This is a genomic window from Variovorax sp. NFACC27 (genome assembly GCF_048301545.1).
In the GTDB taxonomy this organism is placed as follows: Bacteria; Pseudomonadota; Gammaproteobacteria; order Burkholderiales; family Burkholderiaceae_C; genus Variovorax; species Variovorax gossypii.
Window position 1 is genome coordinate 2,483,959 of the sequence record NZ_CP157613.1, and the last position, 15,205, is coordinate 2,499,163.

The window sequence follows — 15,205 nt, forward strand, 5'->3', positions numbered from 1 at the left end:
TGTGCGAGCAGGGCGGGGCAGCGCCCGGGTACGGGGGAGGAAGTGGATCGGTGAACTTCATCATGGCACAGGAACGCCGGGCAGCGATATGCCGGGGCGCCACGTGTTGTGTGGCGGGGACGCTTGCATTCGAATGACAACGAGCAGATGCAGTCGCACTCGACCGCGTGGAGGCCGCAGCCTGCTATCCCTGCAGAGTCCACAAGGCAATACCGGAATCGTTTAATGGGCAGTCCGTCCGAAAGCTGCCTGTAATGAGGCGAAATGGATTGGCGTGCTAAGAGGCGTCACAGTGACCAAATTTCAGTCTCTGTCCGCGGACGATCACACAGCCGCAGATCTGCCCGGACTCCTGAGCAGGCTTACCACGCTCCCTGCCAGAGCCGCCGATGCAGCCATCGCCAGCCCCAGATGCACGGCGCTGTGCGAAGGCAACAGCCCGAACATCAGGCTCATCGCCAGGCTGCCGAGTGTCAGCCCCGTGAGCCGCGCCGTCCCTTGCGCTCCACCGGCCGCGCCGCTGCGCTCCTTGGGGGCGGAGAGCAACATGTTCTGGTTGTTGGGTGTCTGGAAGAGTCCGAAGCCGAAACCGGCGAGGCTCGTGAAGAGTGCGATCGGCAAGGCAGGGTTGCCATGGATCGGCCACAGCGCGCACAGCGCCAGGCCTGTCGCGAGAAACGCGCTTCCGGCCGCGCAGAGCCAGGCTGTCGGCACTCGCTGGGCCAGGCGCGCGGACAGCGGTGCGGCCAGCATCACCGCGAGGGGCCACGGCGTCATCAGGAGGCCGGTGGTCGCGGTGCTCTGGCCCAACTCGTGCTGGATGTAGAAGGGCAGTGCCACGTAGCTCGCCATCTGGCCGGTGAAGCAGCAGACGGAGGCGATGACCGAGATGCGGAAGGAGTGCACGCGCAGCAGGTCGAGCGGGACGAGCGGCGCCTTCTTTGTCATCTCGCGGCGCACCAGCAGCACCATGCAGGCGATCGCCAGTCCGAGCAGTGCGCCGCCATGCAGCAGGTTCGACGGCAGCCTGTCGCTCCCGAGCACGAAGGAGGCGAACATGATCGCGTTGAGCGCGATGCTCCAGAGGTCGATGCGGTCCTGCGACGGCGCAGGGCGCGGCAACTTCGCGCAGGCGGCCAGCACGAGGATGCCGATCGGAAGGTTCACCGCGAAGAGCCACGGCCAGCTCGACGTGGAGAGGATGAAGGCGCCGATGGAAGGGCCTGCCGCGGTGGCACCCGCGATCGTGAGCGCATTCCAGCCGATCGCGCGCGCCAGCAGCCGGCGTGGATAGGTGAAGCGCAGCAGCGCCAGGCCGAGCGGCATCACCGCCGCCGCGCCCAGCCCCTGAAGGCATCTTGCAGCCACGAGCCATGGCAGCGATGGAGACATCGCGCACAGCACCGACGCCGCGGTGAAGAGCGCGACGCCGCCAGCGAACACGCGGTGATAGCCCAGCCTTGCGCCGATGGCTGAGGCGGGCAGCAGGAACATCACGACCGCGAGCTGGTAGGCCGTGATGATCCAGACCGCATCTGCGGGTGCCGCATGCAACTGCCGCGAGATGCTCGGCAGCGCAACATTTGCGATCGCGCCGTCGAGCACGACGAGGGTGCCCGCGCCCAGGATGGCGGCGACGGCTGCGATGCGCCGCGGCAGCGGCAGGCCATCGGCATCGTCCGCCGCCTGGGTATCGGCGTTGCGAGGGCCGGTGGAAGAGGAGGTACCGGATCGAAGGGGAGGTGAGAGCAGCATGGGAGTGACCTGAAGAGACGCTCGATTGCGTCGGCTCAGAATAGGACGCCATGAAGCGCCGGCCCAGAGCGCGGCGTGCAGGTTGTTCCTGCATGCCGCGCCTGTCCGGGTGTGCGGCTCTGTGCTAGCGTCGGGCATGCCGGACGCCGACCTCAACCTGCTGACCGCGTTGAACGCATTGCTTTCCGAAGGCACCGTTGCCAAGGCCGCCGAGCGCATGGGATTGAGCGAATCGGCCATGAGCCGCACCCTGGCGCGGCTGAGGGAGGCGACCGGGGATCCGCTGCTGGTACGCGCGGGACGCGGCATGGTGCCCACGCCGCATGCGCTCGCACTGCGCGACCGCGTGAGGGATCTGGTGCAGGAGTCGCACGCGGTCCTCCAGCCAGCCGACGCGAGCATGGACCCGCGCACGCTCCAGCGCCTCTTCACCATACGGGCCAACGACGGTTTCATCGAGGCCTTCGCCCATGTGCTGGTGGCGCGCGTCGCGCAGGAGGCGCCCGGCGTCCGCCTGCGCTTCGCGCCCAAGCCCGACAAGGACGTTCGTCCGCTGCGGGAGGGGCTGATCGATCTCGATGTCGGTGTCCTGGGCGAGTCGGGGCCGGAAGTGCGCATCCAGGCGCTCTACAGGGACCGCTTCATCGCCGCGGTGCGCGAAGGCCATCCTCTGCTGGCCGAAGCCGAGATCACCCCCGAGCGCTACGCCGCCTGCGACCACGTGGTCACCTCCCGCCATGGCCGCACGGAGGGCCCTGTGGACGTGGCTCTCGCGGCGATGGGGCTGGCGCGCAACGCCGCGGTCGTCGTGCCCAGCTTCGGCACCGCCTTGTCGATAGCGGCAGCAACCGATCTGGTCGCGCTGATACCGGCCTCGTACTTCGAGCGCCTGAGAGCGCAGAGCACGCTGCGTTCGTTTCCGCTGCCCGTGCCCGCGGAGCAGATCACCATCTCGCAGATGTGGCACCCCCGTCTCGATCGGGACCCTGCGCATCGATGGCTGCGCGGGATGGTGCTGGAGCTGTGCCGGACGCTGACCGAAGGCGGGGCTGCTTCCTAGCCGGCCGGCTTTTCCTTCTCTGAAGCGCCTGCAAGGCTTCATCCCCATGCCCGGGGGGCGCGAAGCCCTGACGAGCCGAGGCTGGCGCAGCCTGGCCCGGCATTCGCAGGCTACCGACGCAACGGGTTCGATGCCGGTTCGATCTGGGGTGTCTCCGCGGCGGCCCCTTTCATGAAGAGCTCGAGGCACAGGGGAGAAACAGGGCGTTGCGAGTGAGCCGGCTCGCTCGCGTGTTCCGCCAGCATGGCCCTGCCGACGGCGTGCAGGCCGCGCGCGACGGCCATGGGAGCCAGGCCGGCGCGCAGCTGGCCGCGGCGATGGGCGATCGTCATCACGCGGCCCAGGCGTTGCACGGTGCGGGCCATCGTCTCCTCCAGTTGCGCCAGCGGGGCCCCACCCAGTTCCGACCGCACGCCGTGGCCCAGCACCAGCTGCACCTGCTGCCATTGGCGCGTGGCGCTCACGCATCGCTCCATCTGCCGCCACAGCTGCAGGCGCAGCAGCCGAAGCGGCAGCGGATGCTCGCGATAGCTCTCGATGTCCGGGCCGATGTCGAGCGGCCATTCGAGTCCGGAGATCACTTCCGAGACCAGCGCCGGCTTGTCCGCGAAGTGCCAGTACACGGCGCCGCGCGTCACTCCGGCGCAGGCGGCCACGTCCTCCAGCGTGGTCGCGCGCACGCCGCGCCCGGCAAATGCGGCCAGCGCTGCTTCGACGATCCGCGTGCGCGTGAGCTGTGCATCAAGCTTCGTCTGCCGTGCCACGAGCTGTCCTCATGGCGTTGCCCGGGCACTCTTTTCCGAAGGTGCCGCGGCCACGGGAACGGAGGCGCCCGTGGTCTCGTTCCATCCACCACCCAGCGTCTTGTAGAACGTCACCAGGTTGGTGAAGCGCGACAGCCGGGTGCCGATCAGGTCCTGCTGGGCGGTGTAGAGCGAGCGCTGCGAATCGAGCACGCTCAGGTAGCTGTCCACGCCGCGGCTGAAGCGCGCCTGCGAGAGCCGGTAGCTGTCCGCCGTGGCATTCACCAGCGATTGCTGCGCGTCGAGCTGGCGCCCGAGCGTGTTGCGCTGCGCGAGCGCGTCAGAGACCTCGCGGAACGCGGTCTGGATCGCCTTCTCGTACTGCGCCACCGAGATGTCGCGGCTCACCGTGGCGATCTTGAGGTTGGCGCGGTTGGCGCCACCGTCGAAGATCGGCAGCGTGACCTGCGGCGCGAAGCTCCAGCTGCCGGAGCCGCCCTTGAACAGGCCCGAGAGCTCGCTGCTCGACGAGCCCGCCGAGGCCGTGAGGCTGATGCGCGGATAGAAGGCCGCGCGCGCCGCGCCGATGTAGGCGTTGGCCGCCCTGAGGTCGCGCTCGGCCTGCAGGATGTCGGGGCGGCGCTGCAGCAGTTCCGACGGCAGGCCCGGCGGAATGGCCGCCAGCGGGTTCGTGGCCGCCGTCGCTCCGTCGGGCAGGGCCTGCGGCAGCAGTTCGTCGGGCACGTCCGCGCCCACGAGCAGCACCAGCGCATTGCGGTCCTGCGCGACCTGCGCGGTGTAGCGCTCGACGTCCACGCGCGCACTGTCCACGCTGGTCTGCGCCTGGCTCAGCGTGAGCGCCGAGGCCGAGCCCAGCTCGAAGCTGCGCTGGTTGAGCCGGTAGGAGTCGCTCTGGTTGCGCAGCGTGTCGCGTGCGAGCTTCAGCCGGTCCTGGTCGGCGGCGAGCGTGAGATAGCTGGTCGCCACTTCGGCCACCAGGCTGATCTGCGTGCTGCGGCGCGCCTCGGCCGTGGAAAGGAACTGCTGCAGCGCCTGCTCGCTCAGGCTGCGCACGCGGCCGAAGAGGTCGATCTCGTACGAGCTGAAGCCCAGCGAGGCGCTGTACTGGTGGGCGATGAGGGTCTCGCCGGTGGACGACAGGCTGGCCGGCGTGCGGCTGCCGCTGCCGCCCGCGCTCGCGTTGACGGTGGGGAAGAGCGCCGCGTCCTGCACGCGGTACTGGGCACGCGCCTTCTCGATGTTGAGCACCGCCACGCGCAGGTCGCGGTTGTTGGCGAGGCTCATCTCGATCACGCGCCGCAGCGACGGGTCGGTGAACACGTCGCGCCAGCCGAGGTCGGCCACCGGCGCGGACGTGGAGCCGGCGTCCGTCGTATCGCCGGCGAACTTGCCGGGCACGGGGGGCGCGGGCTGCTGGTAGGCGGGCATCAGGCTGCAGCCGACCATCAGGGCGGCTATCGTGAGCGATGCCGCGAGCGGTGCAAGGCGAAAGGGATTCATGGCATATGCCTCGTTCAGGATGCGGCCGCGGCCGGTTGCGGGTGCGTGGCCGGCGCGGCTGGCTCGTCGTGCGTGGAGGAGCCGCCCTTGAAGAGCCCGCGCACCAGCACGAAGAAAAGCGGCACGAAGAAGATCGCGAGCACGGTGCCCGACAGCATGCCGCCGATCACCGCGGTGCCCAGCGCGTGCTGCGCGCCGGCCCCGGCGCCGCTGCCCAGCACCAGCGGCAGCACGCCGAGGATGAAGGCCAGCGAAGTCATCAGGATGGGGCGCAGTCGCAGGCGCGCGGCTTCCAGCGCCGACTCGATCAGCCCCTTGCCCTGCGCGTGCAGGTCCTTCGCGAACTCGACGATCAGGATGGCGTTCTTCGACGCGAGGCCGATCGTGGTGAGCAGGCCCACCTGGAAGTACACGTCGTTCATCTTCCACGTGAGGAAGGCTCCGAGCAGTGCGCCGAACACACCCAGCGGCACCACCAGGATCACCGAGAGCGGGATGGACCAGCTCTCGTAGAGCGCGGCCAGGCACAGGAACACGATGAGGATCGACAGCGTGTAGAGCAGGGTGGTCTGGCCGCTGGAGGCCTTCTCCTGGCGCGAGAGACCGGTCCATTCGTAGCCGATGCCGGCGGGCAGCTTCGACACCGCCTCCTCGACGATGGCGAGCGCCTCGCCGCTCGATGCGGCTCCCGGCATCGCCATGCCCAGGATCTCGACCGAGGGAACGCCGTTGTAGCGCTCCAGGCGCGGCGAGCCCGAACTCCAGCCGGCCTTGGCGAAGGAGGTGAAGGGAACCATCGTGCCCGCGCTGTTGCGCACGTACCAGCGGTCGATGTCCTCGGGCAGCATGCGGTACTGCGCGTCGGCCTGCAGCATCACCTTCTTCACGCGTCCCTTGTCGATGAAGTCGTTGACGTAGCTGCTGCCCCAGGCGGCGGAGAAGGTGTCGTTGATGTCGCTCATCGAAAGCCCCTGGGCCTGCGCCTTGTGCGGGTCGATCTCCAGCTTGAATTCCGGCGAGTCCTCCAGGCCGTTGGGGCGCACCGCCACCAGGCGCTTGTCCTTGCCCAGCGTGGCGAGCAGCTGGTTGCGCGCCTGCATCAGCGCCTCGTGGCCGAGGTTGGCGCGGTCCTGCAGCATCAGATCGAAGCCGGTGGCGTTGCCCAGTTCGGCGACAGCCGGCGGCGCGAAGGCGAACACCCTCGCGTCTCGGATCGTGTTGAAGAAGACGCCGGCCTTCGCCGCGACGCCGGTCACGCTCAGCGCCTCGCCCTTGCGTTCGTCCCAGGGCTTGAGCTTGATGAAGGCGAAGCCCGTGTTCTGCCCGCTGCCTGCGAAGCTGAAGCCGGCCACCGTGAAGAGGCCCGAGACCGCGTCCTTCTGGTCGACCAGGAAGTGGTGCTCCATCTGGCGCATGACCTCTTCCGTACGGGCGTTCGTCGCGCCCGGAGGAAGCTGCACCAGCGCGAACATCGTGCCCTGGTCTTCGTCGGGCAGGAAGCTCACCGGCAGCTTCATGAAGCCGGCCACCACCAGCGCCAGCACCACCGCGTACGCGGCCATGTAGCGCCAGCCCTTGCCGATCATGTGGCGCACGATGCCCTGGTAGCGCCGGTTGCCGCGGTCGAAGCTGCGGTTGAACCAGCCGAAGAAGCCGGTGCTCGCCATCGCGTGGCCCTTGGGCACGGGCTTGAGCAGCGTCGCGCACAGGGCCGGCGTGAGCACCATCGCCACCAGCACCGACAGCGTCATCGCCGAGACGATGGTGATCGAGAACTGCCGGTAGATCACGCCGGTGGAGCCGCCGAAGAAGGCCATCGGCACGAACACGGCAGCCAGCACCAGCGCCACGCCCACCAGCGCGCCGGTGATCTGGCCCATCGACTTGCGCGTGGCCTCCTTGGGCGAGAGACCTTCCTCGGTCATCACGCGCTCGACGTTCTCGACCACCACGATCGCGTCGTCCACCAACAGGCCGATGGCCAGCACCATCGCGAACATCGTGAGGGTGTTGATGGTGAAGCCGAAGGCCGCGAGCACGCCGAAGGTGCCCAGCAGCACCACCGGCACCGCGATGGTGGGGATGAGCGTGGCGCGGAAGTTCTGCAGGAAGAGGTACATCACCAGGAACACCAGCACCACGGCCTCGACCAGCGTGCGCACCACTTCCTCGATGGAGATGCGCACGAAGGGCGTCGTGTCGTAGGGCTTCTGCACCTTCATGCCCTGCGGGAAGAACTTCTCGAGCTCGGCCATGCGCGCGTCGATGGCCTTGACCGTGTCGAGCGCGTTGGCGCCCGCGGCCAGCTTGATGGCCAGGCCGGCGGCCGGCTTGCCGTTGTAGCGGCCGACCGTGTTGTACGACTCGCTGCCCAGCTCGATGCGCGCCACGTCGCGCAGGCGCACCTGGGCGCCGTTGGTCTGCGTGCGCAGCAGGATGTCCTCGAACTCCTGCGCGGTCTTCAGGCGCGTCTGCGAGGTGATGGTCGCGTTGATCTGCTGGTTGGCCGCCGCCGGCATGCCGCCGAGCTGGCCGGCCGACACCTGCGCGTTCTGCGCCTGGATCGCGGTCTTCACGTCCAGCGGCGTGAGGCTGAAGTTGGAGAGCTTGTTCGGGTCGAGCCACACGCGCATCGCGTACTGCGAGCCGAAGAGGGTGGTGTCGCCCACGCCTTCCACGCGGCTGATGGCTTCCTGCACGTTCGCGGCCACGTAGTCCGACAGGTCGGAGCCGTTCATGCTGCCGTCTTCCGAGGTGAAGGCCAGCACATTGAGGAAGTTGGTGGCCGACTTCGTGACGGTGACGCCCTGCTGCTGCACTTCCTGCGGCAGCAGCGGCGTGGCCAGCGAGAGCTTGTTCTGCACCTGCACCTGCGCCGTGTCGGGGTCGGTGCCGTTGTCGAAGGTGAGCGTGATGGTGACCGAGCCCGAGGACTCGCTGGTCGATGCCATGTAGCTCAGCCGGTCCAGCCCCTTCATCTTCTGCTCGATGACCTGGGTGACGGTGTCTTCCAGCGTCTTTGCGGAAGCGCCGGGGTAGTTGGCGGTGATCGCGACGGCGGGCGGCGCGATGCTCGGGTACTGCGCGATCGGCAGCGTGGCGATGGACATTGCGCCGCCCAGCATCACGATGATGGCGAGCACCCACGCGAAGATGGGGCGGTCGATGAAGAAGCGTGCCATGAAGGTCTCTCTCGATCGATCAGTTCGCCGCGCCGGCGTGCCCGGCCGGGGCCGCGCTGGCCGTGTCGGTGCCTGTCTTCGGCCTGGGGCTCCACTGCACCGTCTTCACGGCAACGCCGGGCGCCGCGCGCTGCTGGCCGTCCACCACGAGCTTGTCGCCTGCCTGCAGGCCGCTGCGCACCAGCCACTGGTCGCCGATGGCGCGTTCGGTCTCGAGTGCGCGTCGCTGCAGCTTGTTCTGCGAGTCGACCACGTAGGCCGTCGGCTTGCCGGCGCCGTCGCGCGACACAGCCTGCTGCGGCACCAGCAGTGCCTGCTCCTTCTCGCCTTCCTGAAGCACGGCGCGCACGTACATGCCGGGCAGGAGGATGGCATCGGGATTGGGGAACACCGCGCGCAGCGTGATCGCGCCGGTGTTCTGGTCCACGGTGACGTCCGAGAACTCGAGCTTGCCTTCGAGCGCGTAGGTGCTGCCGTCTTCCAGCTGCAGCCGCACCTTCGCGGCATTGGCGCCGCTCTTCTGCAGGTCGCCGCGCGCCATCGCCTGCCTGAGCTGGAGCATCGCGGCGCTGGGCTGGGTCACGTCGACGTAGATCGGGTCGAGCTGCTGGATGGTCGCGAGCGCGCTCGACTGGCTGGCCGTGACCAGCGCGCCGGGCGTGACCGACGACTTGCCGATGCGTCCCGAGATCGGCGCGTCGATGCGCGCGTAGGCGAGGTTGATGCGGCTGGTCTCGACATTGGCCCTGGCCGCCGCGACATCGGCCTCGCCCTGGCGCAGCGAGGCCGCGGCGTCGTCGTAGTCCTGCTGGCTCACCGCCTTGATGGCCACCAGCTCCCTGTAGCGCTCGGCCTTCAGCCGCGTGGTGCCCAGGCTGGCCTCGGCCTTGGCGAGCGCGGCGACATTGCTGTCGTAGGTCGCCTTGTACGTGGCGGAATCGATCTGGTAGAGCGCCTCGCCGGCCTTCACGTCGCTGCCCTCGCGGAACTTGCGCGACTTCACGATGCCGCCGACCTGCGGGCGCACGTCGGCGATGAGGAAGGGCACGGTGCGCCCGGGCAGCTCGGTCGTGATGGCCACGCGCTGCGGCTGCACGGTGACGATGCCCACCTCCGGCGTGCCGGCCGCCGGGGGAGGTCCGCCCGGCGGCTTGCCGCAGGCGACGAGCATGAGTGTGGACACGACGGCCGCTGCGAAGGTCAGGCCGTAGGTGAGAGGGGGGCGCATTGCGGTTCTCCTGGGAAAACGACCGGACGCTGAGAGGTTCAGTCGGCGTTTAAATAGACGGTGCTGTACGGAAATGTATTTTGACTTGAATGGCCTGTCAATTAAAATAGTCAGACGTGTACAGAAATAAGGAGGGACACGGTATGCGGGTAAAGACCGAAGCGAAGCGCGATGCCATCGTCCAGGTGGCATCGGAAGTCTTCAGGGAGCTGGGATTCGAGGGCGCCTCGATGGTGGAAATCGCCGCGCGCGTGGGCGGCTCGAGAGCAACGCTCTATGGCTACTTCGCTTCCAAGGAGGAGCTGTTCGTCGCGGTGATCCACAACGCGGCGAAGCACCACTTCGAGCCGATCTTCGCGGCGCTGGCGCAGGAGGGCGACGACGATCTCGAGCTCGTCCTGCAGCGCTTCGGCGAGAAGGTGCTGGTGGCGGTGTGCTCGCAGGAGGTCATCCAGGCGCACAGGGCGGTGATCGCCGAATCGGGCCGTACCGACATCGGACGGCTCTTCTACGAGGGCGGACCGAAGAAGGGCGTCGCCGAGCTCGCGGGCTTCCTGGAGCGGCAGATGCACAAGGGCCGGCTGCGCACGGCCGACACGCATATAGCGGCCCAGCACCTGATGGCCTTGCTGCACTCCGAGACCGTCACGCCCAGCTTGCTGGGCATCCAGGGACCGATGACCCGCAAGGATCTGCGCGAGGCGACGCGACGTGCGTTGCAGGTCTTCCTTGGTGGCTACGCGCCGGTGGAAAAGACCAGCCGGTGAACTGACGGAGGCCGCCGCGGGCGCGCCGCGGCCTCCACTCGGGCTACTTCAGCGCTTCCCGCGAGAACGCTTCCGAGGACGGCTGCGCCAGCATGCCGTGCCTCAGGCTCCACACGCAGGCGCCCAGCCTGAGCAGCCTTTCCACGTTGGCGTCGTGGAACGGGCTCTCCGCATCCTCCTGTTCGATCAGCTCGGAGATGCAGGCGAGCGCATCGGTGGGCGTGAAGCCCAGGCCCGCGCGAGCCATTCCCATCACTGTCACGAGAACATCGGTCTTCTTCATTTCTTCCTGCTTCCGGTAGGCGGGGCGCGTTGTTCGCCGTTGCGGTTCGCCCTCAGCGTGCGCCGGCGATGAGCCTGACTTCGCTGCACAGCCGGGGGCCGTAGTCCTCGCAGCGTACCTCGAAACCGTAAGCGGCGGCCCGGCGCAGCGCGAAGGCGGTCACGTCGCGCAGGTAGGTGCACCCCGGCTTGCGGCCCGCGGCGGCGCGGGCCTCGAAGTCGGCCTGGAAGTCGCGCGCCCATTCCTCGTAGAGCCTGTAGCGGTCTCCATGGGCGTCGAGGAAGCCCGCGCGCGCCAGCGTCTGGGCGATGTCGACCAACGGCACGGTGATGGGGATCTCGTCCTTGCGTTCATGCATGGCCGGCCCCGTCAGAACTTGCCCAGCACGTTCAGGAACCACCCCTTGCTGCGGTAGCTCATGTCGGTGAGGTTGTCGGAGTAGTCGGTGAAGTTGTAGCCGATGCCCACCTTCAGGTTCTCGTTGACGTGGTAGTAGGCGGCGGTGACCCAGCCGCTCTTGCGGTCCTTGAGTTCCTTCGCGCGCAGCGTGCGCCATTCGAGCATCCAGTCCCAGTTGCGCACCAGCTTCCAGTCGACGCGCAGCACCGCGAGTTCGGCCGAGCTCTTGAACCAGGGCGACGAGTTGTCGCGGCTCGCGCGCAGTTCGCCGCGGCGCCAGGCGTACTTGCCGCCCAGCGTCCAGCGCTCGTTCAGGTCCCAGGTGGCGTCGATGGCGAACACGTGGCTGCGCTGCTGGTAGTCGATGCCGGTGGTCGAGACGGTACCCAGGCCCGAGTCGACGCCGCCCGACACCACCTGGCCCGGCGACGAGAGGTCGTACAGGTAGGTGTACTTGAAGAGCAGGTTGAGCTTGTCGTTCAGGGCCGGGCGCAGCGCGTAGCCGAGCATGGCTTCGGTGTACTTGGCGGCGGCCAGCGTGCCGGTAGTGCTGTCGCTGTCGGCCCAGTTGAACTTGCCGATCCAGCGCGAGTCGTCGTCCACCTTCCAGCTGAAGGAGTTCTTCACGAGCCAGCTGGTGCGCGTCTCGGCCGTGGTGCGGTCCTTGCGGTATTCGAGGCCGCCGCTGTACTTCAGGCGTTCGCTCGAATAGCCGCTGGTGAAGGCCACCGCCTGGCGTCGCGTGGCGCCCAGCGTCTCGGCGCCGACCCAGCCGTTCTCGAAGTTCACGCCGAAGGTCCAGCGCGTGTCGGGCGCGTACTGCACGCCGTAGGCATGCGTGAGGCCCGGCTGCGTACCGGTGGCCTGGCGGTGCTCGGTGAACATGGTGAGGCCGTCGCCCACGCGCGAGCGCACGCCGGTCACCAGCGTGCCGCCGCGGCCGATGAGGTTCTCGTCGGTGCGGCCGGTGTCGGACACGTAGGTCATGTAGAGGTTGGAGCGGTCGTCGTACTGGTAGTCGATGCCCGCCTTGCCGGCGAAGCCGCCGTCGCCGGTGGAGACTTCGCCGCGCAGCGCGAGCTTGTCGTTGACGCGGTAGCGCCCGCCGAAGCCCAGCCGGTCGTTCTCCAGCCGCGTGCCGGTGCGCCGCAGCGTCTTCTGCGCGAAGCCGTAGGCGCTCCAGCGATCGGCGCCGGTGTATTCGAGCTGCACGGCTGCGTCGGCACGCTCGCCAGATACCGCCTGCGTGGTCGGCAGCGACGGGCTGGTGATGAGTGCGTCGCCGGTCTTGTCGTCGTAGCGCAGGCCGAGGCCCAGCTTCCATTCGGGCGACAGGGCCAGCGAGTACTGCGCGTCGAACACGCTGCTGTTGTAGCCGTTGCGCTCGTCGCGGCGGTCGGCCTTCAGGCGCAGCTCGCCGTTCTCTCCCTTCTCGCCGAAGGGCACGGTGGCCTGCACGCCGACCTGGCGCGTGGCGTTGCTCGCGTACTGGCCCGGCGCGGAGAAGCCCGCGTCGCGCGACTGCGCATAGGCGCTCACTCGGCCGCCGCCGCGGATGTCGAAGTCGCCCAGGTCGGCCTGGCCTTCGAGGCGCCAGGCGTTGGCGTTGCCGGTGGGGCCGTTGCCCAGGCCGTTGGTCAACGAGCCATTGCGGCCGGTGAAGCTGAAGCCGCCGTCCATCGAGTCGAGCTGCGTGGTGCCCGGGCCCTTGCTGCGCGCGAACTCGCCCTTGAAGTAGGTGTTCTCGGTCTTGCGCAGCGTGAGGTCGGCGCCGGCCAGGCGCTGGTCTCCGCCGATCTGGTCCTGGCGCGATGCGGTCACGCCCACGCCGACGTGGTCGTTGGCCCACCACGAGACGCGGCCGCCCACGGCGAGGGTGTCGAGCGAGGTGGTGAGCGGCGTGTATTCGTAGTCCACCACCAGGTAGGTCGGCATGCCGGTGAAGCCGCCGGCGCGCACCAGCGAGCCGTCGTCCGACAGGCTGGGCAGCGGCGCCGACAGCAGCACGCGGCCCTGCAGGTAGTCGATCTCGTAGTCGGTGCTCGGCACCAGCTGCGTGCGCTTGAGCACGAAGCCGGAGTCCTTGTCGCGGATTTCCAGCGTCACGCGTTCGGCGCCGCGCGTGATGTCCTGGTTGCGCAGGTAGTAGAGCGAGCCGCCGGTGCCGCGGAATTCTTCGCGCGCCGCCAGCGTGCCGGGCTCGGCCGCGTAGGCGTCGATCTTCAGGCGGGCTTCGCCGAAGGCAGTCGATTCCTCGCCGAGGTAGCGGCCGTGGAAGCCGTAGAGGCCGCGGCTCACGCGGGTGAGCTCGGTGTCGCCGAAGTTGAGCTTGAAGTTGCCCCACATCGCCTGCGAGCGTCCGTCGTCCACGCGCAGGTAGAAGCGGCCCTGTGTGGGCGCGTCCTCGATGGTGGTGGAGTCGTCGCCGAAGGTGCTCCACGAGTCCTCCGGGTCGAAGCGGCGGAAGAGGGAGGTCGGGTCCTTGCGGTCGAGGTTGCGGAACAGCTCCTTCAGCGGGCGCTCTTCGGTGTCGACACTGGCCGTGAGCGTCCAGCGGTCGTTGAGCTGGCCCTTGGCGTAGCCGGCGATGCGGCCTTCGCTCCAGCCGCCACCGCCGTAGCGGTTCTTGTCGTTGGTCATGATCGCGGCCGGGCCGCTCACGCTGTTGCTGCCCACGGTGAGGTCGGCCTGGCCCACGAAGAACCAGTCGCTGCTGGGCAGGTCGAAGTCGCGCCGGTAGACGCGCGTGGCGCCCTGCGCGTCGGTGACGGCGATCTCGCCTGTCTGCACGCGGCGCGGCACCAGCTGCTGGAACACGAAGCGCCCGCTCTCGTCCACCGGCACCGCGAAGCCCAGCGCCCGTACGCTCTCGCCGGGGCGGATGGCCGCGCCGCTGGCGGTGACGGTGCCCGCACTCAGCGGAATGTTGGCGATGGCGATGTTGTTCTGGCCGTAGCCGCGCAGCAGCTCGCGCGCCGGGTCGGGCGGCGTGCCGGTCTCGGGCTTGTGGCGCTGGACCAGCGTGAGCGAGAGATCGTCGGTCTCGTCGAAGCGGCCCTGGCGGTCGTATACGCGCACGCGGTAGTAGAGCTTGCCGGTCGAGCCCTCGGCCACGCGGTTGAGCAGGCCCTCGGGCACCTGCCATTCGCCGCGCAGGCCGGCGTCCAGCGGCACGGTGGCGACCTGGCGGCGCTGCATCGCCTCGTTGGCGGTGTACACGCGCAGCTCTGCCTTCGAGGTGAAGAGCAGGTAGTTGCTGTAGCCGGCGAAGCGCACCGTGTCGCCGGTGACCACGGTGGTGGGCCAGGCACTGGCGCTCAGGCGGCGCGGCTGCGAGAGGTTGTCGTACTGCAGGCGCAGCTGGTTGCGCTCGAGCTGCACGTCGACGCAGCGCTGGCGGTCGGCGCTGGTGGTGCCATCGGCCGAAGGCTGCTTGCCGTCGGCCGACAGCAGCTGGCCGTCCACGCTCAGGCGCAGCGGCGCGTCGTCGGTGCCGAAGGCGGTAAAGGTGCGGCACACGCCGGGGTCGACTGCTGCTGAAGCCGGTGCGGCTGCAACGGGCGCATCGCGCCAGTACACGCGCACTTCGACGCGGCGGTTGGCGGCCCAGTTGGCAGGGTCGGTGGCTGGTGTCGCAACGGGCGCATCGGGGCCGCGCGAGCTCGCGGATGCGGCCGTCTCCGGCAGCCCGAGCCGTTGCGTGAGATAGCGCGCGGCCTGCTGCGCGCGGGCCAGGCCCAGCGCGTGGTTGTCAGCGAAGCGTTCGCGCGACTTCGCGCTCAGCGCCTGCGTGTCGGTGTGGCCGACGATCTCGAAGCGCAGTCCGTCGCGGCCCTTCACCTGGTCGGCGATGCGGTCGAGCTGCGCACGGTCGGCGGGGGAGAGCGCGTCGGCGCCGGAATCGAAATGCGGCGTGCTGGCGTCGCTGCGTTCGGCGGGCATGGCGACTGGCGATGCCGCTGCGGCCGCCGGCACTTCGCGCTCGTCGCCGAGCAAGAAGGTGGCCTTGGGCAGCTCGCGTTCGCTGCCGCGCGGCAAGTGGCGCGCGGCGTCGATGTCGACTGCGCGCGGGTCGGCCGCGGCGCGGTCGAGCATGCGGCCGCGCACGGCGGTTTCCTGCGCGGCGGCCAGGCCCATGCTCAGGCAGGCGGCGGTCACGGCGCCGGCAAGGGCCATGCGCCTGGGCAGCGTCTTCTTCTTTCTTCTCATGTCGGCTCGCTGAATCGGGTTCGGTGTCTGGGGGCGGGGCATGGCGGTGATGTTTCTT

General features: G+C 68.9%; 10 protein-coding genes. 2 read left to right on the forward strand and 8 right to left on the reverse strand.

Features of this window, described 5'->3' with window-relative positions:
- Positions 1–324: 324 nt before the first annotated feature.
- A complete protein-coding gene (locus tag ABL840_RS11640) occupies positions 325–1,755 on the reverse strand; it encodes an MFS transporter (protein ID WP_093301062.1) in 1,431 nt (476 codons plus the stop codon).
- Positions 1,756–1,891: 136 nt separating this feature from the next.
- Between ABL840_RS11640 and ABL840_RS11645 the strand changes: the two genes are divergently transcribed.
- Positions 1,892–2,815: a LysR family transcriptional regulator gene (locus tag ABL840_RS11645; RefSeq protein ID WP_093199130.1), complete on the forward strand. Its 924-nt coding sequence runs from the start codon at positions 1,892–1,894 to the stop codon at positions 2,813–2,815.
- 110 nt (positions 2,816–2,925) lie between these two features.
- On the opposite strand, the gene ABL840_RS11650 is transcribed toward ABL840_RS11645, so the two are convergent.
- Genes ABL840_RS11650 through ABL840_RS11665 form a run of 4 tightly spaced genes read right to left on the reverse strand, consistent with a single transcriptional unit; the run spans position 2,926 to position 9,489 of the window.
- A complete protein-coding gene (locus ABL840_RS11650) occupies positions 2,926–3,579 on the reverse strand; it encodes a TetR/AcrR family transcriptional regulator (RefSeq protein WP_093301061.1) in 654 nt (217 codons plus the stop codon).
- Positions 3,580–3,588: 9 nt separating this feature from the next.
- Positions 3,589–5,079: an AdeC/AdeK/OprM family multidrug efflux complex outer membrane factor gene (gene adeC, locus ABL840_RS11655; RefSeq protein WP_093301059.1), complete on the reverse strand. Its 1,491-nt coding sequence runs from the start codon at positions 5,077–5,079 to the stop codon at positions 3,589–3,591.
- A gap of 14 nt (positions 5,080–5,093) precedes the next feature.
- Positions 5,094–8,261 (reverse strand): efflux RND transporter permease subunit, encoded by a 3,168-nt coding sequence (locus tag ABL840_RS11660; RefSeq protein WP_093301057.1) that lies wholly within the window; start codon positions 8,259–8,261, stop codon positions 5,094–5,096.
- 19 nt (positions 8,262–8,280) lie between these two features.
- Positions 8,281–9,489 carry an efflux RND transporter periplasmic adaptor subunit gene (locus tag ABL840_RS11665; RefSeq protein ID WP_093301056.1) on the reverse strand — a complete coding sequence of 403 codons (1,209 nt, stop codon included), beginning with the start codon at positions 9,487–9,489 and terminating at the stop codon, positions 8,281–8,283.
- A 143-nt stretch (positions 9,490–9,632) separates the two neighbouring features.
- Here ABL840_RS11665 and ABL840_RS11670 point away from each other — a divergent pair, with 143 nt between their 5' ends.
- Positions 9,633–10,256: a TetR/AcrR family transcriptional regulator gene (locus ABL840_RS11670; protein ID WP_093301054.1), complete on the forward strand. Its 624-nt coding sequence runs from the start codon at positions 9,633–9,635 to the stop codon at positions 10,254–10,256.
- Positions 10,257–10,299: 43 nt separating this feature from the next.
- On the opposite strand, the gene ABL840_RS11675 is transcribed toward ABL840_RS11670, so the two are convergent.
- From ABL840_RS11675 to ABL840_RS11685, 3 genes are read right to left on the reverse strand one after another with little or no spacing between them, the layout of a single operon-like run.
- Entirely contained in the window at positions 10,300–10,539 is a 240-nt protein-coding gene (locus tag ABL840_RS11675) for a hypothetical protein (RefSeq protein ID WP_093301053.1), read from the reverse strand.
- Positions 10,540–10,591: 52 nt separating this feature from the next.
- On the reverse strand, positions 10,592–10,897 hold the full coding sequence (locus tag ABL840_RS11680; RefSeq protein ID WP_093199153.1) for a hypothetical protein: 306 nt from the start codon (positions 10,895–10,897) through the stop codon (positions 10,592–10,594).
- 11 nt (positions 10,898–10,908) lie between these two features.
- A complete protein-coding gene (locus ABL840_RS11685) occupies positions 10,909–15,147 on the reverse strand; it encodes an OmpA family protein (protein WP_093429313.1) in 4,239 nt (1,412 codons plus the stop codon).
- Positions 15,148–15,205: the final 58 nt, after the last annotated feature.